Origin of the sequence: Nocardia sp. NPDC004860 (genome assembly GCF_040609015.1) — a bacterium.
In the GTDB taxonomy this organism is placed as follows: domain Bacteria; phylum Actinomycetota; class Actinomycetes; order Mycobacteriales; family Mycobacteriaceae; genus Nocardia.
This window is the reverse complement of sequence record NZ_JBEXJI010000028.1, coordinates 1-21,421: the sequence shown is the minus strand read 5'-3', so window position 1 is coordinate 21,421 and position 21,421 is coordinate 1. Positions and strand designations below refer to the sequence as shown.

21 protein-coding genes are annotated in these 21,421 nt (G+C 69.6%); 12 read left to right on the top strand and 9 right to left on the bottom strand.

The genetic code is table 11. The annotated features are described in order from the left end of the window. Positions 1-46 precede the first annotated feature (46 nt). Entirely contained in the window at positions 47-1,306 is a 1,260-nt protein-coding gene (locus ABZV44_RS35430) for a helix-turn-helix domain-containing protein (RefSeq protein WP_354846297.1), read from the top strand. Here the strand turns inward: ABZV44_RS35430 and ABZV44_RS35425 are convergent. The 7 genes from ABZV44_RS35425 to ABZV44_RS35395 all read right to left on the bottom strand — a co-directional run bounded on the left by ABZV44_RS35425 (position 1,237) and on the right by ABZV44_RS35395 (position 6,427). After that, positions 1,237-2,562: a lipase family protein gene (locus tag ABZV44_RS35425; protein ID WP_354846295.1), complete on the bottom strand. Its 1,326-nt coding sequence runs from the start codon at positions 2,560-2,562 to the stop codon at positions 1,237-1,239. The genes ABZV44_RS35430 and ABZV44_RS35425 overlap by 70 nt on opposite strands. Positions 2,563-2,654: 92 nt before the next feature. Beyond that, a complete protein-coding gene (locus tag ABZV44_RS35420; RefSeq protein ID WP_354846293.1) occupies positions 2,655-3,716 on the bottom strand; it encodes an alpha/beta fold hydrolase in 1,062 nt (353 codons plus the stop codon). A 150-nt stretch (positions 3,717-3,866) separates the two neighbouring features. Beyond that, positions 3,867-4,523 carry a TetR/AcrR family transcriptional regulator gene (locus ABZV44_RS35415; protein ID WP_354846292.1) on the bottom strand — a complete coding sequence of 219 codons (657 nt, stop codon included), beginning with the start codon at positions 4,521-4,523 and terminating at the stop codon, positions 3,867-3,869. 33 nt (positions 4,524-4,556) lie between these two features. Continuing rightward, complete coding sequence (locus ABZV44_RS35410; protein WP_354846290.1) at positions 4,557-4,916, bottom strand: hypothetical protein; 360 nt, start codon at positions 4,914-4,916, stop codon at positions 4,557-4,559. Positions 4,917-4,950: 34 nt separating this feature from the next. Beyond that, complete coding sequence (locus tag ABZV44_RS35405) at positions 4,951-5,208, bottom strand: Ada metal-binding domain-containing protein (protein WP_354846288.1); 258 nt, start codon at positions 5,206-5,208, stop codon at positions 4,951-4,953. 11 nt (positions 5,209-5,219) lie between these two features. Beyond that, positions 5,220-5,945 (bottom strand): 2OG-Fe(II) oxygenase, encoded by a 726-nt coding sequence (locus ABZV44_RS35400; RefSeq protein WP_354846285.1) that lies wholly within the window; start codon positions 5,943-5,945, stop codon positions 5,220-5,222. After that, positions 5,942-6,427: a methylated-DNA--[protein]-cysteine S-methyltransferase gene (locus tag ABZV44_RS35395; RefSeq protein WP_354846282.1), complete on the bottom strand. Its 486-nt coding sequence runs from the start codon at positions 6,425-6,427 to the stop codon at positions 5,942-5,944. The genes ABZV44_RS35400 and ABZV44_RS35395 overlap by 4 nt, the downstream gene beginning before the upstream one ends. A gap of 181 nt (positions 6,428-6,608) precedes the next feature. Between ABZV44_RS35395 and ABZV44_RS35390 the strand changes: the two genes are divergently transcribed. Genes ABZV44_RS35390 through ABZV44_RS35380 form a run of 3 tightly spaced genes read left to right on the top strand, consistent with a single transcriptional unit; the run spans position 6,609 to position 8,729 of the window. After that, positions 6,609-7,640, top strand: a complete 1,032-nt coding sequence (locus tag ABZV44_RS35390; RefSeq protein WP_354846279.1) for an alpha/beta hydrolase — start codon at positions 6,609-6,611, stop codon at positions 7,638-7,640. 24 nt (positions 7,641-7,664) lie between these two features. Continuing rightward, positions 7,665-8,117 (top strand): MarR family transcriptional regulator, encoded by a 453-nt coding sequence (locus ABZV44_RS35385; RefSeq protein WP_354846276.1) that lies wholly within the window; start codon positions 7,665-7,667, stop codon positions 8,115-8,117. Between the two features lie 33 nt (positions 8,118-8,150). Continuing rightward, complete coding sequence (locus ABZV44_RS35380) at positions 8,151-8,729, top strand: hydrolase (RefSeq protein WP_354846273.1); 579 nt, start codon at positions 8,151-8,153, stop codon at positions 8,727-8,729. Positions 8,730-9,176: 447 nt separating this feature from the next. On the opposite strand, the gene ABZV44_RS35375 is transcribed toward ABZV44_RS35380, so the two are convergent. Together ABZV44_RS35375 and ABZV44_RS35370 are read right to left on the bottom strand one after the other, a co-directional pair. Continuing rightward, entirely contained in the window at positions 9,177-9,545 is a 369-nt protein-coding gene (locus ABZV44_RS35375) for a P-II family nitrogen regulator (RefSeq protein WP_354846270.1), read from the bottom strand. Continuing rightward, positions 9,545-10,966: an ammonium transporter gene (locus ABZV44_RS35370; RefSeq protein WP_354846267.1), complete on the bottom strand. Its 1,422-nt coding sequence runs from the start codon at positions 10,964-10,966 to the stop codon at positions 9,545-9,547. Before ABZV44_RS35370 ends, ABZV44_RS35375 begins: the two co-directional genes overlap by 1 nt. Before the next feature lie 360 nt (positions 10,967-11,326). Between ABZV44_RS35370 and ABZV44_RS35365 the strand changes: the two genes are divergently transcribed. Genes ABZV44_RS35365 through ABZV44_RS35330 form a run of 8 tightly spaced genes read left to right on the top strand, consistent with a single transcriptional unit; the run spans position 11,327 to position 21,237 of the window. Next, positions 11,327-12,553: a hypothetical protein gene (locus ABZV44_RS35365; RefSeq protein ID WP_354846265.1), complete on the top strand. Its 1,227-nt coding sequence runs from the start codon at positions 11,327-11,329 to the stop codon at positions 12,551-12,553. A 5-nt stretch (positions 12,554-12,558) separates the two neighbouring features. Then, positions 12,559-13,518, top strand: a complete 960-nt coding sequence (locus ABZV44_RS35360) for a glutamate ABC transporter substrate-binding protein (protein WP_354846525.1) — start codon at positions 12,559-12,561, stop codon at positions 13,516-13,518. A 7-nt stretch (positions 13,519-13,525) separates the two neighbouring features. Then, a complete protein-coding gene (locus tag ABZV44_RS35355) occupies positions 13,526-14,707 on the top strand; it encodes a hypothetical protein (protein WP_354846262.1) in 1,182 nt (393 codons plus the stop codon). Further along, on the top strand, positions 14,704-17,124 hold the full coding sequence (locus tag ABZV44_RS35350) for a tetratricopeptide repeat protein (protein WP_354846259.1): 2,421 nt from the start codon (positions 14,704-14,706) through the stop codon (positions 17,122-17,124). Before ABZV44_RS35355 ends, ABZV44_RS35350 begins: the two co-directional genes overlap by 4 nt. Continuing rightward, positions 17,121-18,224 (top strand): PP2C family serine/threonine-protein phosphatase, encoded by a 1,104-nt coding sequence (locus ABZV44_RS35345; RefSeq protein WP_354846256.1) that lies wholly within the window; start codon positions 17,121-17,123, stop codon positions 18,222-18,224. The genes ABZV44_RS35350 and ABZV44_RS35345 overlap by 4 nt, the downstream gene beginning before the upstream one ends. Continuing rightward, positions 18,221-19,510 (top strand): VWA domain-containing protein, encoded by a 1,290-nt coding sequence (locus tag ABZV44_RS35340; RefSeq protein WP_354846253.1) that lies wholly within the window; start codon positions 18,221-18,223, stop codon positions 19,508-19,510. The genes ABZV44_RS35345 and ABZV44_RS35340 overlap by 4 nt, the downstream gene beginning before the upstream one ends. Next, positions 19,510-20,178: an FHA domain-containing protein gene (locus ABZV44_RS35335; protein ID WP_354846251.1), complete on the top strand. Its 669-nt coding sequence runs from the start codon at positions 19,510-19,512 to the stop codon at positions 20,176-20,178. The genes ABZV44_RS35340 and ABZV44_RS35335 overlap by 1 nt, the downstream gene beginning before the upstream one ends. A gap of 60 nt (positions 20,179-20,238) precedes the next feature. Next, entirely contained in the window at positions 20,239-21,237 is a 999-nt protein-coding gene (locus ABZV44_RS35330; RefSeq protein ID WP_354846248.1) for a phosphatidylinositol-specific phospholipase C, read from the top strand. The last annotated feature ends 184 nt before the right edge of the window (positions 21,238-21,421 follow it).

Genomic DNA, 21,421 nt, shown 5'->3' with positions numbered 1-21,421 from the left:
CCAGTAGGAACGCTCGCGTTCCCAGACAGCTGTGGAGGATTCGCGCATGATCAAGGCAACGCAACCCCTCACGGCCGCACCGATTTCCGGACCGCTACGCGATGCGCGCGGCCTGTCCGCCGCCCTGGTCGCGCACTTCGCCGAACATGTGGCCCGCTGCGGCACCCTGCCCGGGGACGCGCTGCGGGGGGAGGTCACCGCCGTCACCCGCACCTGCCTGGAACTCGCGGCCGGGGTGCTGGAGGGCCGTGACGTGAGCGCCAAGGTCGAACGCCTGCAGCGCGCGGGCGCGGACTGGGCGCGCGAGGGCATTCCCATCGGGACCATCCACCGCGCCGTGCACGACGGCTTCGCCGTGGGTTTCGATCTCATCGTGGACGCCACCGGGCCCGAGGACTACGCCCGGCTCGCGGTCACCGCGCGCCGGCTGTTCGAGGTGCTGGCCATCGTGGATTCGGCGTTCGCGGTGTCCTATGTGCGCGAGCACCGGGCGGTGGTGGCCGAGCATCACACCGCGGTGCACACGGTGGCGTCGGCCCTGCTGGCCGGGCATCCCGCCTCGACCATGGCCCGCGCCGGCGGCATCGAGATCGACGAGTCGTATTACGTGCTGGCGCTGAGCATTCCGTCGCATCCGGGCGAGGACGATCCCCGGGTGGACGGTGAGGTGGTGGCCCGCCGCAAGCTGCGGCGGGTCCAGTCCGAGCTGGCCCGCGGCGGTCGGGGCCGGGCGCTGTCGCTGCTCAGCGCCGACGGAGGCACGGTGCTGCTACCCGCGGCCGAGGTGACGCCCGCCGAGATCGGCGACCTGGTCGACGGATTGTCCACGGCCGCACAGGTTCCGGTGACCGCCACCGTCATCCACACCGAGACGCATCGCATTCCGGAGGCCGCCGAGCAGGCGCACGAGCTGCTGGACATGGTGCACCGCCTGGAGTGCGCGCCCGGCCTGCACCGCTTCGACGACCTGGCCATGGAGTACCAGCTGACCCGGCCGGGCCCGGCCCGCGAATACCTCGGCACCCTGCTCGATCCGCTGGACGCCTACCCGGAACTGCTGGAAACCCTGCGCCGCCATATCGGCAACGACCTGAGCCGACGGCATACGGCGCGCGTGCTGGGCGTGCACACCAATACCGTCGACAATCGGCTCAAACGGATCGGGCAGCTCACCGGATTCGATCCGGCCCAGCCGTCCGGGCTGTGGTACCTGCGGTCCGCGCTGGTGGCGCGCAGCTATCGGAAGTCCGAGCGGGTGCGGATCGGGCGGCCGGACACCATGGTCGCCAGCAACGCGGCGAAGTGACGGTGCTCGGACAGGGCGCGCCGCGACGCGGCCACCGACCAGACGGTGCGCACCTCCGACGGCGGCAGCGGGCGGCCGGCCAGACGGTCGGCCAGCCAGTCCACCATCACCGGAATCGCGATGAACTGCAAGGGAAGATGCGTGCTGAGCCGGTCGCGCAGATAGCGGACGTGCGCGCCGCGGGCGTGATAGCGCCGCACGTGCGCATCGACATCGGCGACCGCGATCACCTCGTCGTTGACACCCTGGACCACGAACAGCGGCATGGCGGGAGCCTGCGCGCCCGGCTGGATGTCCTCGAGCACCGCCCGCATCTCGGGCCGGGTCAGCAGCGCGCCGAGGCCACCTTTGATGTGCCGGTTGGCATTTCGCCCGGCATAGCGGGCCAGCAGCGGGAACGTCGCGATCGATTCGGCGCGGTCGAGCAGTTCGAGGTACTCCGCCGACACCAGACCCTGGACACAGTCGTCCAGTTCCGGGTAGGCGCGTCGCAGCCCGGAGGTGAACACCATGGCGAATCCCGCGAAGGGAGAACCGTTCAGGCGCACGAAGGCCGAGGCGGGATCACCCACGGGTGAGCCCGCGACCGCGCCCACGATATCGAGTTCGGGGGCGTAGCTCGCGGCGAGTTCGGCCGCCCACACCGTGGCCAGACCGCCACCGGAGTAGCCCCACAGGCCGATTCGGGTGCGCGGATGCAGGCCCAGCGGTGCGAAGCGCAGGGCGGCGCGCACGCCGTCGAGGGCGCGGTGGCCGGGCTCGCGGGCCGCGCCGAAGTGGCCGTTGATGCCCTCGTGGTCGGGCACCGAGACCGCCCAGCCGCGGGCCAGTGCGGCGGCGATGAGCGGGAACTCCACCTGCGGGATGGCGCCCAGCGCGCGAGCGCGGTGCTGTAAAGCGTAGGAGGGGAAGCATTTCGGCGCGACGGCGTCGATGGCGCACTGGAACGACACCAGCGGGCGATCAGCGGAGGGTTCCGCGTCCCAGGGCAGCAGGACGGTGGTGACCGCCGCCTCCGGCCGGCCGTTGAGATCGGTGCTGCGGTACAGCAATTGCCAGGCTCGGACGCGCTGCGGAATGCGCCCGAACAGGCCGAGCCGCACCGGCCGCGACCGCAGGATCGTGCCCGGCGCAACCGATCCCAGGTCGATCGGCGAACGGTAGAACGGATCCTCACCGGGTAGTAGAGGATGCCCGCGCGGCGGGTCGGATTCCATTGTGAAACTGCCGGATTCGACGGCATCGCCGATCGTCATCGTGATCCTTTCGGAGAGAAGCCAGAGGGCCGGGGCAAGTCCCCGGCCTCCCTCGTGCTGGTGATTCGGGAGCGAGAGCCCCCGGACGTCGCTCAGATGTGCCCGCTGCCGCCGATCATCCAGGGGTTGAAGGTGCAGACCAGGTCGGGATGGGCGGCCGGGTCCAGGGCGTGCAGCGCGATGGAGGCCGCCCGGGGCGAGTACATGATGGTGAGGTGGTCGGAGACGTCCTCAGAGCAATCCTGTTGCAGCGTGATGTTTTCCACGGGGGCGTCGGGGCCCGGGGTGAGGAAGGTCCACTCGTAGGGGTTGGAGATCTCGTCGTGGGTGGTGCCGACGGCGGTGTACGCCACGCCGGGCACGGTGTCGCCGCCGGCATTCAGCTTGGCGTAGAACGGCGAGCCGAGGACCTGCTCGGTATTGGCCTGGCCGATCAGCGGCTCGTAGAAGCCGAGGATGTTCAGGCCGAGATCGGTGATGATGCGCCCGAGGGTGGCGATGCCGAGCAGCGAGGTGCCGTGGGTGGTCGCGCCGAAGCTGATGACCTTGCCGACTTTCCCGAGGCCGCCCTCGAATTTCAGGTACTGGCTGGTGACCGGTCCGCCCTGGGAGTGGGCGATCACATCGACCGCGGGCGCGCCGGTGGCGGCCAGCACCCGATCGATGAACTGACCGAGCTGCCGGGCGGAGTCCTCCATCGGCCCGACACCGAAGCGGCCCGGCAGGATCGGCCCGACACCGCCGCCGCCCAGCGGCGTCTCGCGGCCGAAATTGAAGGCGTAGACGCAGAATCCGGCGCGGGCGATCTGCGGGGACAGGAACGAGAAGCTGTCGTAGGTATTGAGCCAGGTGCCGTGCACCAGCACCACGGGGTTGGGGTGCTCCGGGGTCGGTTTGCAGTTCCAGTCATTGGATCCGGGCGGCGCGGCATCCGGGTGGGTCAGGCCGTAGCCGAAGGCGGCCAGGAAGGACGACATCTCCGGGCCCACGCCGACGGTGTCGGAGGCGGTGCTGACGGTCGCCGAGCCGGAACTGCTGCCGGAGTCGGCGATGGAATCCGGCTCGGAGCGCGCGACGCCGGTCGAGAACGCGACCGCGAAGGCGGTGGCACTGGCGAATACGGCACTGCCGAGGGTACGGATGGTCGGCCTCATGAAATCTCCTACTGCGTCCGGCGGATCCGACCGAACGCGTCGAATCCGATTGCGACCGTAGGAGCGTGCTGTGGCCCGTGTCACGGGCGCTGTGCCAGGTGACAGCGCGGCCCGGCGTGGATGCCGGGCGATTGTGGCGACCAACAGCCGTCAGGGGGCGGGTGTGTTCACAATGGCCATGGCCGTGCGGGTGAACAACGGCGCCAGTTCGGGCAGCGCCTGGGCGCCCTTGGTGTGCAGGCAGGCGCGCACCCGATCGTCGATGCCGCCGAGCAGCATGTCGACCAGCTGCCGATCGGGTTCGGCGGTCAGATCGCCGTCCCGCACGCCGACCCGGGCCACCGCCATGATGTAGTCCGCGAATCGCTCGTGGACGCGCAGCCGGTGTTCCACCAATCCCGGTCCGGCCGCCAGGGTTTCGACATACAGCGCGCGGGCCGCGCCGGGCTGCATGGACAGCACGCCCAGATAGATCTCGAAGGAGATCCGCACCCGGTCGGCGAAATTCACGCCCTGGAGGCCCGTGACGGTCTCCTGCAACTGTTCCAGTGCCGCGCCGACCGCGAGATCGTATGCGGCGGCGAAACATTCGTCCTTCCCGCCGAATACCGCGTAGAAGGTGCGGCGCGCCACCTGCGCCCGGCTCACGATATCGGCGACCGTGGTGGCCGCGAAGCCGAGCTCACCCACCGCCTCCAGCACGGCGGTGCACAGGCGCCGGTACTGCGAGGCCTCCACCTGTTCGCGGGTCAGCCCGTGCCGGCCACGCGGCAGCGGTCCCGGTTCACCGATGGTTTCCACACTCACGTCCCCAGAATAGGTTTCCACGTCACCGAGCGACTACCGGTCCTGCCAAGACCAGGGCGGTTCATCCGCTGTTTCCTGTCCCGCCACCGTCGTCACGCCTTCCTGTTCGAGCAATTCGATCATGGTCGCGTCGTCGGCGTACTCGTCGATGACGCCGATCAGTTCGTCCGAATGGCTCACCACCAGCTGGGTGTCCTCGGCGGCGCGGGCGACGAGCCGGCCCAGCGGGTGGGCAGGTCCGGATGCGGGCTGGTCACGGGCTCGTTGAGCACCAGCAGCTGCGGTCGGGTGCGGGACCATGCCCCAGGGGCCGGTGACCACGTTCAGGCGGCCGAGCGGCACCCGCGGTTTGCGCAGGGACCGGTAGTTCTCCACGGCCAACGTGGTCAGCATGGGGTCCAGCGTATTAGCTACCAACCGGTCTCGATCAGTCGACGAGCCCGGCCCGCCACTCCCGATAGGCCGACCGCGAGCACACCGCGCAGGGGCGATAGCCGGCCGCGACCGCGGTCGCCTCGTCCGCGAAGAAGACCCGGTGGGCGGTGTAGCCGCCGCGGGCGAGGGCACGCAGCGCGGCCGGACAGTCCAGGCGGCCGTAGATCCTCAGGCGGCGATGGCCGCCCAGGACGCCGGGGGTCCGGCTGGCATACGGGCGGCCGTCCGCGCCGAGCAGGGTGTACGCCATCGCTCTCCCTCTCAGGCGTCGTGGAAGACCAGGCCCAGGGTGTGGCGCTGACCGGAACGCACCAGGCTCACCCCGTGCCGCATGGGCGCGGCCGACCAGCCGCGCGTGCCGCGCACCGGGCGATCGCGGGTGGTGAAGATCAGGCCGTGGCCCTGCGGCAGCGCCATGGCCGCGCCGCGGGATTGCGCGCGCGGGCGCTGCTCGACCATGAGGAATTCACCACCGGTGTAGTCCACGCCCGGTGCGTCCAGGCCGATCACGACCTGGAGCGGAAACACCATGTCGCCGAACAGGTCCCGGTGCAGGGCATTCCAGTCGCCGGGACCGTAGCGCAGCAGGATCTGCGAGCCCTTCACCTGACCGGCCCGATGACACTGGGCGATCCACTCGTCCAGGCGTTCCGGCCAGGTGCCGGGCCGGCCCAGCCGGACGGCCCAATCCCGGGCTATGGGAAGCAGTTTCGGATACAGGGCCCACCGCAGCTCGGCAACGATCTCCGGGAGGTCATGGGTGAAGTAGCGGTATTCGCCCGAGCCGAAGCGGTGGCGGGCCATGTCGACCGTCGAACGGAAATGCTCCTCCTCGTCGTAAAGCCCTGCGAGGGTCCGGCATTCGGCGGCGGTGAGCAGCGGACCGGTGAGCGCGTGGCCCTGGTCGTCGAGCTCGCCGGCCAGGGCCGCCCATTCCTGCTGGGCGACCCGGCCGGCCCACACCGAGCCGAGGGCGGCGGTGGTCATGCCGCCCGCTCGAGGTCTAGCAGTTGCTGTTTGCGCTCCACTCCCCCGGCGTAGCCGGTGAGCGAGCCGTCGGACCCGATCACGCGGTGACAGGGTCGCACGATCAGCAGCGGATTCGCGCCGATGGCCGAACCCACCGCCCGTACGGCTGCCCTGGGCGCGCCGATGCGCGCCGCGATCTCCCCGTAGGTGGTGGTGGTCCCGTAGGGGATCTCCTCCAGGGCACTCCACACGCGCCGCTGGAAATCGGTTCCGGCGCTGCCGAATCGGAGATCGAACTCGCTCCGCTCCCCGGCGAAGTAGGCGGTCAGCTGCCCCACCACCTCGGCGAACGCTTCGGCGTCCGCGGTCCACTCCCCCTCCACCAGAATGCTCTTGCTCCCGGCCATCGACACCGCGGTCAGCTCCACCGAGTCGCCCCGCAGCTCCCCGACCAGCAGCAACTCCCCGACCGGGCTGGCCATCGTCGTGTACACGCGCATCGCTTCCTCCTTCGTCGTCTTCTCTCTTCCTCACCTACTCTGGCCCAGCCGATCCCCGATGACCGGCGGGAATCAGCCATCGCGTTGGCGGCATTCGGACAGACTTCAGCCGGGCCCCCGTGGCCCGGATCGAGAACATTTGTTCAATACCTCCGGCGGCGTGCCGCCGAAGCTGAGGGGCATGTTCAGACACGACAGGAATGACACGAACGGGGCGGGCGAGGGCGAGCGGCCGCCGCTGGGCATTCGGCTGCTGCACGCCCTGCGCAAGGACCCGGATTGGGAGACGCTGACGGCGGCGGAGTTGGCTAGCCACAGTGCGGCGGCCAATCGTCTCTTCGGGTCGCGGGCAGTGCGGGTGATCACCGGTTTTCCGAAGCGCGGCACCACTATTGATTGGGAAGAGGTGGCGCTGGGTGATCGTGTGATCCCGGTCCGGGTGTACCGGCCGTCGGGCGAACGCGGCGGCACGCTGCCACTGGTGGTTCACGTCCACGGTGGCGGGTTCGCGGGAACGGCGGCGCAATGCGATTGGGGGAACAGTCATCTCGCGGCGCGGCTGCCCGCGGTCGTCGTGTCGGTCGAGCATCGTCTGCTCGCGCCGGGGATTCCGCTGTCGGCGGCCGCCGATGACGGATGGGATGTGCTGCGGCACATCGTGAATCACGCCGGGGAATGGGGAATCGACCCCACACGGGTGGCCGTCGCCGGGGAGAGCACGGGCGCATTGATCACCGCGCTGTCCGCGATCCGCGCCAAGGCGTCCGGCCTGACGCTGCGGGCACAGGTACTGGTCAACCCCGCGAGCGATCTGGCCGGGTCGTTCGATGACTACGCGTCGATCTCCCGGTACGCGGACAGTCCGACGCTCAGCCTGCCGAAGCTGAACCTGTTCCGGCGGTTGGCAGTACCGCCCGGCTCCGATCCTCGCGCGGTATCGCCGATGTGTGCCGACGACCTCGGTGGGCTGGCCCCGGCGCTGGTGGTGGTGCCGACCCTGGACCCGCTGGCAGACCAGGGCCGTCGCTACGCCGAGCGGCTGCGCGAGTCCGGCACGCTCGCACAGCTTTCCGAATACCCCGGTGCGACACACGCTTTCATCACGATGCCCGGCCTGGTCCCACAGGCCAGAGCGGCGCGCGCGGAGATCACCAGCTTCCTCCGCGACCACGTGGCCGGATCACAAATTCGACAGGCAAACTTGCAAGTTTGACTTCGTTTATGGCACTCTGGGCCGGTGAGCACGAACGGAGAGGACAGGTCGGCCGCAGCAGTGGCCGCCGCCGCGAGCGAGCTGCGGGTGGCGGCGAGCCGGCTGTTGCGGCAGTTGCGGACGGCCCGGGCCGGAATCGAGATGACACCCTCCCAGGCCGTGGCGCTGAGCCGCCTCGGACACGAGGGGCCGATGTCGGTCGCCGATCTGGCGCGGGCCGAGCGGGTGCGGCCGCAGTCCATGCGCACCACCCTCGCCGTGCTGGAGGAGCGCGGGCTGGTGGTGCGCGCGCCGCATCCGACCGATCAGCGGCAGGTGCTGCTGTCACTGTCCGAGGCCGGGCAGCGGTTGCTGCGGCTGGCGCACGACGCCAAGGAAGACTGGCTGGCGACCGCGATCGCGACCAAACTCTCGCCCGGCGAACAGGATTCGCTCATCGCCGCGATCCCGCTGCTCGCCCGGCTCACCGAAGACTGACCGGAATCACCACTCCCAGAGAAGGATTGCACCTTGACCGACACCCTGCTCGATCCCAACACCGCTCTGGTCCTCATCGACCTGCAACGCGGTATCGTCGCCGCCCCCACCCAGCCCTACCCCGCGGACGAGGTGGTGCGCCGGGGAACCGAGCTGGCCAAGGCCTTCCGCGACAAGGGCCTGCCGGTCGTCCTGGTGCGCGTCACCTTCGCCGCGGACGGCAGCGACATGCCGCCCGGCCGCACCATGCAGCCCGCCGGCGCCTTCACCCCGCCGCCCGGCTGGGACGAACTCCTCGACGAACTCGACATCCAGCCCACCGATATCCGGATCACCAAGCGCCAGTGGGGCGCCTTCCACGGCACCGACCTCGACCTGCACCTGCGCCGCCGCGGTGTCACCGCCATCGTCCTGGGCGGCATCGCCACCAGCATCGGCGTCGAATCCACCGCCCGCGCCGCCCACGAACACGGCTATCACGTCATCGTCGCCACCGACGCCGCCGCCGACCGCGACCCCGCCGCCCACGCCCACTCCGTCGAAAAGATCTTCCCCCGCCTCGGCGTCACCGCCACCACCGAGGAAGTCCTGGACGCCGTCACCAAGCTCTGACCGAATCACGAGCACGCAGCAACCACGATCAGGGAGCACCCACTGCGGAAATCTGTCGGCGATTTCCCCCGCTGAGAGCTCCCTGATCTTGTTGCCGACTGCCCACTGCGAGCCGTCGCCGAGATCGATTCCGGCCCCGGCGATTACCGTGCCGCCGAGCTCGATGAGCCCGGCCAGGTCGGCGCAGGCGATGGCCACGCGGGCGGGATCGCTGTCCCATGCGCCCAGGACGACCGCCGCGCCCTCGGGCCCGTCGTGGTCGATCGCCTCCCCCGTCTCGACCAGCCAGGCGCGCCGATCACGTGCCGCGACCACGCCGAAGGCCGACAGCACCGCCAAACCAGAACTCCCACAGGCGAATTGCCGCGCCGGCTCGAATCAGCACGGCACACTCCCGCCCCGGCCATGCGATCGGGGCGGGAGCGCGGCAATCGAGTTTTCCGCCGTTCACAACCGGCGGGCGTCGATCATCCAGATCTGGATATTGGAGGCTTCGTGGTTGGAGCCGATCCGGCCGATCATGCGCACCAGATCGGTGACATCCTCGGTCCGGGCGAGTAATTCGACTCGCAGGCCGGCGGAGACATCGGTTTCGAAGCGTTGTCCGCGATAGCTTTCGACGCGGTTGTCACGGTCGTCCACGCGATAGACCTGGGTGACCACCATGCGCCGCACACCGAAGGCGGCGAGGGCCTGTTTGATCTGATCGAACAGGCCGGGCGGCACCACCAGCGTGAGGAGTTTCGCGTCCGCACCGCCGCCCGGGTCCATATTGTGATAACCGATCATGCCGCCGAGGTGCAGCGGCGCCGACATCAGGATTCCTTGGCCGGAATCTCCGCTCCGTCCTGCCGCACCGCCGCTTCCGTTCGCACCGCTTTCCGCACGGACGGTTGCGCGTGGACGAGCGTGTCGTCCGGGTACGCCTCTTCTTCGTGTGCTCCGACGTCACCGGTCTCGAGCACTTCGTCGGGCATGCGCAGGCTCATGAACAGGCTCAGCACCTTGAGAATGACGAAGGTGACCAACGCATCCCAGACGATCACCGTCGCGGCCGCACCCGCCTGCCAGAGCAGCAGTTTCGGATTGTGCCCGTAGAGCCAGCCGCCGTAGGTGGCGTCGGCCGCGCCGCCGGTCCCCAGGTACACCCGGATGTTCGGGTCGGCCAGCACACCGACCAGCATGCCGCCCGCCAGCCCTGCCACGCCGTGGGTGTGCACCACGCCGAGGGTGTCGTCGACCTTGCGGAACAGCCGGGTGCGCCCGAGCTTGTTCCAGGACAGCCACACCAGGGTCGAGGCGATCAGACCGATCACCATGGCCCCGAAGCTGTTCACGAAGCCGGCCGCCGGGGTGATGGCGACCAGGCCGGCAATCATGCCGTTGACCGCGCCCAGGAAATTGGGCCGCCGCGACGGACCGGCCAGCATGTCCCAGATCACCCAGGTCAGCACCGCGACCGCGGTGGCGAGATTGGTATTGATCACCGCGAGTGAGGCATCCGCGCCCGAGAAGTACGGGTCGCCGCCGTTGAAGCCGTTCCAGCCCAGCCACAGGATGCCCGCCCCGGCCGCGGCCATGGGCAGGTTGTTGGGCACCGCTCGTTCCCGGTCGCGGGTCAGCCGCGGGCCGATGACCGCCGCGGCCACGAAGCCCGTGGTGCCCGCGGCCAAGTGGATGACATATCCACCGGAGTAGTCGAGCGCACCCATTTGCGACCACCAGCCGCCGCCCCAGATCAGGAATGCATTGACCGAATACGCCAGTGTCGACCAGAGTGGGACGAAGATCAGCCACACCTTGAAATTGATGCGCCCGATCACGCTGCCCAGGAACAACAGCGGTGTGATGCCGGCGAACACGAACTGGAAGTAGGCCAGCGTGGTCTGGGAGAATCGGAACTTGGGCATGAGTCCGTCGAGCAGTGGAATCACGGCCTGCTCTTGATTATTGGAACTCAGAATTGTGTGCGGCTTGCCGATTGCGGCCCGCAGTATTCCTGGGCCCAGTTTGACGGGCTCGCCGAACCCCATCTTGAAGCCCCACAGCACCCACACCACCAGGACCAGCGAGAATCCGGTGAACGCCATGAGCATGGTATTGACGGCCCATTTGCGTTGCACCAGACCGCCGTACAAGATCGCGATACCGGGAATGCTCATCAGGCCGACTAGAGTCGCGGCTACCAACTGCCAGGCATTGTCGCCGGGATTCAGCCAGTCGGGATACGGTGACATGGTTCAGCGCTACCTCACCGCGGAGCGGGCAGGCACCAGACTCGCTCCAGCACTAAATTACGTTGTGACATAAGGTGTCTAAGGTCACATCGGGTGAACCAAGTGTTGTGCCGGAACATTTCCCGGCGATTACACGCGGTTAAATCTGGATTTCATGGTCCGGTCATGAATGCACGTGCATTCGAAATGATGGATCCACTCAGCGAATTCCGACCGGTTGGAACTCGATCGACAGGGTGCGATCGCTACCGTACGATCTGGCTACGGGGAGCACCGGCCGGTCGAACGGGGGAAACGGAGTTGAGGAGTCGCTTACCGGCGACCATTCGCAGTCGCTCAGCGGCGATCACTCGCGGGGGCATGCAATGGACGCGACGCTTCGTGCGCACCGCGCCCGGCGTCATCGGTGCGGTGGGCGCTGCCCTCGCACTGCTGGCCCTGCTCGGCGGCCTGGTGACCGCCGATCAGCAGAGCACCAAGATCACTCGCCACGACACCGTCCTGGCGCACACCGAACCGCTGGCCAATGCCGCACAGCGGCTGTACGTGGCACTGTCCACGGCCGACGCGGCGGCGTCCACCGCCTATCTCTCGGGCGGGATCGAGTCGCCCGAGGTGCGGATCCGCTACGAGAACGCGCTGACCGACGCGGCCGCCGCGCTCGCGGAGGCCACCACCGGCGCCGCGGACGCCGAGACCCGTACCATCCTGGGCCGGATCTCGGCCGAATTGCCCAGTTACACCGGCTATGTCGAGGCGGCGCGGGCCAATAACCGGCAGGGCCTGCCGGTCGGCTCCGCGTATCTGCGGCAGGCGTCGGCGCTCATGCAGGGCTCGATCCTGAAGGACGCGGGCGAACTGGAGCACATTCGCCTCGCACAGCTGCACAGCGATCAGGGCGCGATCACCGGGCTGCCCTGGTGGAGCGCGGGCACGCTGGTGCTGCTGCTCGCGGCCTGCGGCTACGGCTCGTGGATTCTGGTGCGGCGCACCAACCGCTGGATCAATCCGGGCGTGGTCACGGCCGGCGGTCTGACGGTGGTCGCGCTGCTATGGATCCTCGCCACCACGGCCGCGACCACGGCGGCCATCGACACCGGCGCCACTGCCCGCTTCGAAAAGCTCGCGCAGGCAAGGATTCTCGCCCAGCAGGCGCGCACCGAGGAGACGCTGCAGCTCATCACCCGCGGCGACCTCGACGCCAGCGAGCAGCGCTTCACCGCCGGCAGCGACCAGCTGCGCGCGGATCTGGCCGGCCTGCTGAGCGGCAATTCCGCGGCGTCGAAGGCCTTCTCGGGCTGGCAGGACGGCCATCAGAAGGAGCTCGCCGCCTACAAGTCCAACGACTATCGCGGGGCGGTCGACCAGTCGATCAAGACCGACGGCGCGGGATCCGCGGCCCAGTTCACCGCCCTCGACGACGCCTTGAAGACCGAACTCGAGCGCACCCGCCAGGAAGTGCGCGACGATGTGAACACGGCCGGAAATGCCCTCACCCTGAGCCCGCTGGGCACGCTGGTGCTGCTGCTGGCGGCGGCGGGATCGATCGTCGTCGGGGTGTGGCCGCGGTTGAAGGAGTTCCTGTGAAGCGGATGCGGATGCTGATGGTGGCAGCCGTGGCGCTGCTGGCCGCCGCGTGCGGGTCGACGCCGGATGCCGCGCCCTTCCAGCTGCCGTCCGGCAGCCGGCTGCCGGTGGGCGCGACCGTCCTCGCCACCGCGCCCAACCAGCGCGCCGACCAGTCCTGTAACCCGACCGCGAGCCTGCGGCCGCTGAGTCCGCAACCGCAGCCGGGGTCCATGCCCGCCCGGTCGACGATGGCGAACATCGTCGCCGGCGGGAAGATCCGGATCGGGGTGGACCAGAACCAATTCCTGTTCGGTTACCGCAATCCGTCGACCGGCGAGCTCGAGGGCTTCGATATCGATCTCGCCCACGAGATCGCCCGCGACCTGTTCGGCGACCCGGGCCGGGTGGACCTGCATCCCATCGACTCCGCCCACCGCGCGGATGCGCTGGCGAAGAACGAGGTCGACCTGGTCGTGCAGAACTTCACACCGACCTGCTCGCGCCGCCAGCAGGTCCAGTTCTCCGCCGTCTATTTCGAGACCGACCAGCGGGTGCTGGTGACCAAGGGCTCGGGCATTCGCTCGGCGGCCGATCTGGGCGGCAAGAAGGTGTGCGGCATCCCCAACTCGACGACGCTGGACGCGGTGTTCGCACTTCCCCAGCGCCCCATCGTGATCGGGATCGAGAACTGGCTGGACTGCCTGACCGCGCTGCAGCAGGGCGAGGTCGACGCCGCCAGCACCGACCTGCCGCTGCTGTACGGATTGAAGATCCAGGACCCGAATCTCGAGGTGGTCGGCGACGCCATGGCCACCGATGTGTACGCCATCGGAGTCCAGAAGCAGAACACGGATCTCGTGCGGTTCGTCAATGGCGTGCTGGAGCGGGTGCGCGCCGACGGTACCTGGCAGCGGATCTACAACCAGCGGCTGAGCGTGCTCGGGCCGTCCAACGGTCCCCCGGCGCCCAAGTACAGCGATTGAGCCGGTCATGCACGAGAATCCTGGGCACATTCTCAGCGTCGCCGAGATAGATCGTGAAATCGCCGAGCGGGCACGCGAAATCGAGACCATCGCCGCGACCCTGGTGGAGCTGGACAAGCATCCCGGGCTGGTGCTGTTGCGCCGCTTCCCGCCCACCGGTGTCACCGAGCAGCGCTGGGCGCCGGCGCGGGCGGCGCTGGAACTCATGTGGGAGGACTTCGGGCGGCTGGGCACCGTGCTGGACCAGGCCCGGACCGCGCGCGGACGGCGACGCCTGGACGCACTGGACCGGGCGGAGCTCACGCGCCTGCTGCGCGGACAGCCGGTCGAGGTGTCGCGCAGCACGATTCCGATGTCACAGCGTTCGCTGAGCGGGCCGCGCGAGCAGATCGAGCTGATCGGCATCACCGAGATGCTGGACCGCATGCGCGCGGCCTTCCCGACCGTGGTGCGGGTGCTCGACGCGGTGGAGGCGGTGCACACCCGGGTGATGACCGATATCGCGCCGCTGCAGGCGGAGCTGACCCGCACCGGCATGTCGATTCCCGAATTGCAGTCGCTGACAAGCGATATCGACGCCCTCGCCATGCAGGTCGCCACCGATCCCCTGGCGCTGGCACCCGATGCGCTCGACCGCCGCCTGGGCGAGCTGTCCCGGCGTATGCGCGAGGCCGCGACGGTGCTGACCGAACTGCGGGCCATCTCGGCGGATTGGGACGCGGCGATCGAACGGTCCCGGGCCCGGGTCGAGGCGCTGCGCAAGACCTACGAGCGGGCTGATCGCGCCCGCACCGAGGTGGAGCGCACCATCCTGGCCGCGCCGCTCCCCCGGCATCCGGACGACAGTGCCGTGTACAGCGCGGAACTGACCGCGCTGGAAGCCAATCCGTCCGTGCCCACGGTGCTGTGGGAGCTGCGGCAACGCATCACCGGGGCACTCGACACCGCGACCCGCAACGAACAACTCGCGCAGGGGCTGCTCGATCGGCGGATGGAACTGAAGGGGCGGTTCAGTTCCTACCGGGCCAAGGCCGCCCGGCTGGGGGTGGCCGAGGACCAGGATGTGCTCGCCGCCGCCCGCATCGCGGCGGGGCTGCTCTCGCGCCGGCCCTGCGATCTGGCCGCGGTCACCCGCGCCATCACCGACTACCGCCAGCTCATCGACCAGAAATCGGGGAGGCGATCATGAACTGCACCGAACCCGGCTGCACCGGGACCATCGAGGACGGCTATTGCACCGTCTGCGGCACCGCCCCGAGCGCGGCGCCCGCGGTCACCGGGGGCGGGCCGACCACATCGACCGGGACGAGCGCTGCCGGCGCGGCGAGCGCCGTCGGCTCCGACCGCTGTGCCGAACCCGGTTGCACCGGAACGATTCTCGACGGCTACTGCGATGTGTGCGGCAGCGCGCCCGCGCCGCCGTCGGCGCCGGCCGCCACCGCGCACGACACCGGGCACGCGTCGGCGATGAGCACGGGATCGACGGTCAGCGGCCGGTCATCCCGCAGTGGGCGTTCGGTGCGCACCGGACGGTCGGGAGCCTCCGGGGCCAGCCGCGGCAGGCTGGGCGCGGGCATGGTCAAGGTGCCGTCGGTGCCGCGCCGGGATCCGGCAGAGGCCGTGCTCGTCGATCCGGAGGTGCCGGAGAACCATCGCGAATGCGGTAGGTGCAATCGGCCGGTCGGGCGCAGTCGCAATGGTCAGCCCGGCCGCGCCGAGGGCTTCTGCGCCCACTGCGGGACGCGATTCTCCTTCACCCCCAAGCTGTCCGGCCGGGATGTGGTGGGCGGCCAGTACGAGGTGCTCGGCCCGCTGGCGCACGGCGGCCTGGGCTGGATCTACCTCGCGGTGGACCACAAGGTCGACGACCGGCCGGTGGTCCTCAAGGGCCTGCTCAATACCGGCGATGCGGACGCCATGCGGGCGGCCGTGGCCGAGAAGCGGTTCCTCGCGCAGGTCGATCACCCGAATATCGTGCGGATCTACAACTTCGCCGAGGACACCGGGCCGGACGGCAAGCCGGTCGGGTACATCGTGATGGAGTACGTGGGCGGCAAGTCGCTCAAACAGCTGCTGCGCGAACAGCGCACGGCCGATCAGCGGTATCTGCCGCCCGCGCGGGCCATCGCCTACATCCTGGAGATGCTGCCCGCCTTGGAGTACCTCCATGACCGCGGGCTCGCCTACTGCGACTTCAAACCCGACAATGTGATGCAGACCGAGGAGCAGCTCAAGCTCATCGACCTCGGCGCGGTCGTCGGCCTGCACGATCAGACCGAAACCATCTACGGCACACCGGGTTACCAGGCCGAGGAGATCGCGCAGACCGGCCCGACCGTCGCGTCGGAGGTGTACACGGTGGGCCGCACGCTGGCGGCGCTCATCATGCGGATCCCTCCGGTGAACAACGAACTCGGCCCGCTGCCCGGTCCCGAGCTCGAACCGCTCATGGCCCGCCACGAATCGCTGTACCGGTTCCTGGTGCGCGCCACCGATATCGAGCCGGACGCGCGCTTCACCTCCATGACCGAGATGGGCGATCAGCTCACCGGCATTCTGCGCGAGGTGCTGGCCACCGAGGACGGGCGGCCCCGGCCGGGACTGTCCACCCGGTTCGGCCCGCCGCGCGGGGTCTTCGGCGTCGGCGACCAGCTGCCCGGCGATCCTCGCGCCCTCATTGCGGCGCTGCCGGTTCCGCTGGTCGACCCGAGCGACAGCGGCGCGGCACTGCTGGCCTCCACCAGCGCGGTCACGCCCGAGGACCTGGAGCGCGAGATCACCGCCGGCCTGCAGTCGGTGGTCACCGGCCGCGAGGAGTCGGTGGAGATCCCGCTCCGGCTGATCCGCGCCGCACTGGAATTCGGCGATCCGGACGACGCGCTGCGCCGGCTGGACGCGGTGGGCGAGACGCTGTCCGGCGACTGGCGGCTGACCTGGTTCACGGGCCTGGCCCGCCTGCTGCAGCGCGATTGGCCCTCCGCCGCAGCCGAATTCGACGCCCTCTACAGCGCCCTGCCGGGCGAGGCCGCCCCGAAGCTGGCCCTGGCGGTCACCGCCGAGCTCATGGCCGCGGACGGACTGGACCCCGAGACCGCGCGCGAGCGGGCCGCCCGCTACTACGACCTGGTCTGGCGCACCGACCGCTCCTTCACCAGCGCCGCCTTCGGCGCGGCCCGGCTGCGGCGCGCGACCGGCGACCGGGCGGGCGCGGTCACCGTGCTCGATCAGGTCGACGCCGCCTCGGCGGTGCACACCGAGGCCGGGGTCACCGCCGTCGAGACGCTGCTGGCCGTCGCCGAGCCCGCCGAGCTGACCGAACAATTGGTTCGCGATGCCGGCAAACGCATCGATAGTCTGACCCTCGACTCGAAACGCCGTGCCGCGCAGGCCCGTCTGCGAGTCCTGGACGCGGCGCTGCGCTGGCTGCGCCTGGGCAGGGTGCCCACCGACCACTCCCCGCTGCTGGGGGTGGCGCTCGATCAACAAGGGGTACGCACCGGTTTGGAACGCTGTTATCGCGACCTGGCGCACGAGACCGAGGACATGTGGGAACGGATCGCCCTGGTGGAGCAGGCCAATGCGGTGCGCCCGAGGACGCTGCTGTGACGGCCCGCTGCCCGCAGTGCGGCACCTTCGTCGCCGACACCGACCGGTTCTGCGAGGCCTGCGGGCGCAAACTCGGCATCCGGGCGATCGCGCTGCCGCCCAAGGAATTCCGGCCCGGCTCCGGCTCGACCGTGCCGGTGGCCGAGGCGGCGCGCAGTGCCCGGCTCGCCCCCACCGGCACCACGGCCACCGTCGAATCCGGTCCGCCGCCCGACTGCACCGGCTGCGGCGGAAGCGAATTCGACCCGGACGGCTACTGCGCCACCTGCGGTGAGCTCGGGCCCGAGCGGGATCGCTTCGAATTCGACCTGGGCACCGCGTGCCTGATCACCGATCGCGGCCTGCTGCACGCCCGCAACGAGGACGCGGTCGCGGCGGCGGTGCTGGAGGGCGCGGTGCCGAATCGTCCGGCCGCCGCGGTCATCACGGTCTGTGACGGGGTGTCGACCTCCGAGGATCCGCAGGCCGCCTCGGGTGCCGCGGCCCGGGCGGGGCTGGACGCCTGCCTGGCCGCCCTCGCCGCGGACCAGCCCGCCGAGGACTGCGTCATGGCCGGGCTCACCGCCGCCGCCGACGCGGTCAAGGCGGTCGGCTCGCCGGGCGGGAAAGCGCCGTCGTGCACCTATGTGTCGGCGATCGTGCAGTTCGACGCCGAGGGCGGCGCGGACATCACCGTCGCGAATGTCGGTGACAGCCGCGCCTATTGGCTACGCGGCGACGACTCCGACCGGCTCACCGTCGACGATTCCCTCGCCCAGGCCATGGTCGACAACGGCGTGCTGGACGCGGCCACCGCCATGGACGGCCCGCACGCGCACGTGCTCACCCGCTGGCTGGGGGCCGACAGCGAACACCAGTGGTCGCCCACCTGCGTGCGCACCCTGCACACCGACGCGCCCGGGGTGCTGCTGGTGTGCACCGACGGGTTGTGGAATTACCTCCCGGAGGCAGCGGCCCTGTCCCGCTTCACCGGCTCGCTGGCGCCGTTGCCCGCGGCGCGCGCCCTGGTGGAGCACGCGCTCGGTGCGGGCGGCAAGGACAACATCACCGTCGCCCTCGTACCCGTCCCGTCCCTCGCACCGTCAGGAGACACACCGTGACTTCCGCTGAGAACAAAGGCATTTCGGTAGCCATCGACCAGAACGCCTTCCTCGCCGAGGGGGTGCGCACGGTCGACGCCATCGTCACCGTCGAGGCCACCGGCGATCTGGTGGTGTCGGTGGTGCCGCCGCCGCGGGTCGAGATCCTGATCATCGACACCTCCGGGTCCATGGGCGCGGCCGACAAGTTCGCGGGCGCCCGGCGGGCCACGCTGGCGGCGCTGGACGTCATGCCCGACGGCACCCGGTTCGCGATCGTGGAGGGCACCGACAAGGCGCAGGTGGTGTTCCCGCACCGCGGGCCCTCGGCGGTGGCCAGCCCGCAGGAGCGCGCCAACGCACGGCGAGCGCTGGACAAGCTGGTTCCGCACGGCGGCACCGCGATCGGCACCTGGCTGGGACTGTCACGCCTGATCGCCCAGCAGCATCCGGGGGCCATGGTGCACGCCATCCTGCTCACCGACGGCAAGAACGAGCACGAGACGCCCGAGCGGCTGGCGGAGGAGATCCGCCAGTCCATCGGTGTCTTCACCTGCGACTGCCGCGGCGTCGGGGTGGACTGGGAGCCGAACGAGGTGCGCCCCATCGCCTCCGCGCTGCACGGGACGATCGACACCGTGGCGACCGCGGATCTGCTGGCCCAGGATTTCGCGGCCACGATGGAATCGTCGATGGAGAAGGCGATTCCGGACCTGACCATGCGGGTGTGGACACCGGTGGGTGCGAAGATCGTGTTCCTCAAGCAGGTCGCGCCGTTCATCGAGGATCTCACCGCGCGACGCACCGAGGTGGGACCGCAGGTGGGCGAATATCCGCTGGGCTCCTGGGGCGCCGAGGATCGCGACTATCACATCCAGCTGGAGCTCGAGCCTGCCGCGCCGGATCGGGAGAAGCTGGCCGCGCGGGTGAGCGTGCTGGCCGAGGGCGACGTGCTCGGGCAGGGTCTGGTCAAGGCGGCCTGGACGACCGATACCGACAAGTCGGCGATCATCAGCCGCCGGGTCGCGCACTACACCGGACAGGCCGAGCTGGCCCAGACCGTTCAGGAGGGCCTGACCGCGCGCAAACAGGGCGACTTCGCCACGGCCACGGCCAAACTCCAGCGCGCGTACCACCTGGCCAGCGAGTCGGGCAATGAGAACACCGCCAAGCTGCTGCTCAGTGTCGTCGACGTGGTGGACGAGCGGACCGGGACCATCCGACTGCGCAACAAGATCGATCCCGCCGACGAGATGGCCCTCGACGTCCGCTCCACCAAGACCGCCCGAGTCCGCAAGGAGCCGTGATGGCGCTCTGCATCGAGGGGCACGAGACCGCCGCCACCGACTACTGCGATTTCTGTGGTGCGCCGATGGGCGCTCCATTCGGTGGCGCCGCACCGCAACTCGCGGTGTGCCCGTCCTGCGGGGCGCCCTCGGAGGGGCGATTCTGCGAGAACTGCGGACACGACTCGGCGCTGCCGGCGCCTCCGCCCGCGCCACCGGTGCGCGCGGAACCGGCGACGACCGGCGGCGAATCCGGGGCGGTCGAGAACGGTGCCGCAGCGCTGGTCTGGGTCGCCACCATTTCCGCCGACCGGGCGCACTACGCGCGCATGCAGGCGCAGAAAGGGCCCGATCTGGAGCGGGTCGACTTCCCCGCCTACTACCCCGACCGCCGAATCCCCTTGCAGGGGCCCAATATCCTGATCGGCAAGCGCAGCGTCTCGCAGGGCGTGCACCCCGATATCGACCTCTCGGTCGCGCCCGCCGATATCGCGGTCTCGCGCTCGCACGCCATCCTGCACATCGACGGCGGGACGCTCACGGTCACCGACCTGGGCTCCACCAACGGCACCTGCCTCAATGACAGCCCGCAACCCATCCCGCCGAAAACTCCTGTGCCACTCCAGGCAGGCGACCGCATCCACGTGGGCGGCTGGACCACCATCACGGTGACCACCGAACCGGGCTGATCACTCAATTCGAGCAAAACGGCAATCTTGGTCCATTGTCCAGGTTAGGCTCCCCGCCCTATGAGCTTGACCCGCCGAGACTTCGCCCGCACCACCCTGGCCGCCGCCGCAGGCGCGCTCGCCACCGGCCTGACCAGCCCTGCGGCGCAGGCGATCCCGCACGCGCGTACCGTCGGCGCACCACCGCAGGCGTGGATGTCCACGCTCCCCGACGCCACCTCGCTGCTGCGCCTCACCATCCCCGGCACCCACGACTCCTGCTGCACCAGCGCCACCAACGGCACCGAGTGGGCGCACACCCAGAACTGGTCGCTCCCGGACCAATTCGCGCACGGCATCCGCTTCCTGGACATCCGCTGCAACGGCCTGCAGGACCACACCGCGGACTCCTTCGGCGTGTACCACAGCGCCTTCTACCAGGGCATCACCTTCGATACGGTGCTCGACCAGTGCCGAACCTTCCTGGCCGGCAATCCCGGCGAAGTCCTCGTCATGCGGGTCAAGAAGGAGGACGGCACCAATAACGACGTGGGCGCCGATTTCGCGCGAATCTTCAACGGCTACCTGGACACCAAGGGCTACCGCTCACTGTTCTGGCTGGAGAATCGCTTCCCCGCGCTGGGTGAGGCCCGCGGCCGCATCGTCCTCATCGCCCAGTTCGCCAATTCCCTCGGCTGCCTGCAATGGCCCGGCGGCGACAACGGCGTCTTCACCACCGACCGGATCCATCTCCAGGACCACTACAAGGACCACGGTTTGGCCGGCCTCGACTCCGGCTCCTCGAACTTCGGCTCCTCCGGCGGCGACAAATTCGACTACGTCAAAGCCTGCCTCGACAAGGCCGCCGCCGACCCCGCCAACACCCTCGAGTACATCAACTTCACCAGCTTCGCCGACAGTGCCTGGCCCAAGGACAACGCGGCGGCGATCATGCCCAAACTCGCCGACTACCTGACCTCCCACACCACCCAGTCCGCCCACTACGGAATCGTTCCCATGGACTTCCCCGACCAATACACCCGGGTCCTCGACCTCCTGCTCGCCAAGAACGTCGGCTAGCCCTACCGCCGACTTCGAATGACCCGGGCGCACCGGCTCTGGAATCGAGCGGGGATCTTCCACCCCGCCAGCGGCAGACTCGCCCCGGCGACCCCCCCCGGGGGGTTGTGAGCCGCAGGCCCCACACCGTGGGGGTGGAGTGCCGGCGGCTTGGGTCAACCCCCCGGCGCGGGGGGGACCAAAT

Coding starts and splice junctions, on each gene's coding strand:
- ABZV44_RS35430 (WP_354846297.1), top strand. CDS start 47: ATGATCAAGGCAACGCAACCCCTCACGGCCGCACCGATTTCCGGACCG.
- ABZV44_RS35425 (WP_354846295.1), bottom strand. CDS start 2,562: ATGACGATCGGCGATGCCGTCGAATCCGGCAGTTTCACAATGGAATCC.
- ABZV44_RS35420 (WP_354846293.1), bottom strand. CDS start 3,716: ATGAGGCCGACCATCCGTACCCTCGGCAGTGCCGTATTCGCCAGTGCC.
- ABZV44_RS35410 (WP_354846290.1), bottom strand. CDS start 4,916: ATGCTGACCACGTTGGCCGTGGAGAACTACCGGTCCCTGCGCAAACCG.
- ABZV44_RS35405 (WP_354846288.1), bottom strand. CDS start 5,208: ATGGCGTACACCCTGCTCGGCGCGGACGGCCGCCCGTATGCCAGCCGG.
- ABZV44_RS35400 (WP_354846285.1), bottom strand. CDS start 5,945: ATGACCACCGCCGCCCTCGGCTCGGTGTGGGCCGGCCGGGTCGCCCAG.
- ABZV44_RS35395 (WP_354846282.1), bottom strand. CDS start 6,427: ATGCGCGTGTACACGACGATGGCCAGCCCGGTCGGGGAGTTGCTGCTG.
- ABZV44_RS35390 (WP_354846279.1), top strand. CDS start 6,609: ATGTTCAGACACGACAGGAATGACACGAACGGGGCGGGCGAGGGCGAG.
- ABZV44_RS35375 (WP_354846270.1), bottom strand. CDS start 9,545: ATGTCGGCGCCGCTGCACCTCGGCGGCATGATCGGTTATCACAATATG.
- ABZV44_RS35370 (WP_354846267.1), bottom strand. CDS start 10,966: ATGTCACCGTATCCCGACTGGCTGAATCCCGGCGACAATGCCTGGCAG.
- ABZV44_RS35365 (WP_354846265.1), top strand. CDS start 11,327: ATGCAATGGACGCGACGCTTCGTGCGCACCGCGCCCGGCGTCATCGGT.
- ABZV44_RS35360 (WP_354846525.1), top strand. CDS start 12,559: ATGCGGATGCTGATGGTGGCAGCCGTGGCGCTGCTGGCCGCCGCGTGC.
- ABZV44_RS35355 (WP_354846262.1), top strand. CDS start 13,526: ATGCACGAGAATCCTGGGCACATTCTCAGCGTCGCCGAGATAGATCGT.
- ABZV44_RS35350 (WP_354846259.1), top strand. CDS start 14,704: ATGAACTGCACCGAACCCGGCTGCACCGGGACCATCGAGGACGGCTAT.
- ABZV44_RS35335 (WP_354846251.1), top strand. CDS start 19,510: ATGGCGCTCTGCATCGAGGGGCACGAGACCGCCGCCACCGACTACTGC.
- ABZV44_RS35330 (WP_354846248.1), top strand. CDS start 20,239: ATGAGCTTGACCCGCCGAGACTTCGCCCGCACCACCCTGGCCGCCGCC.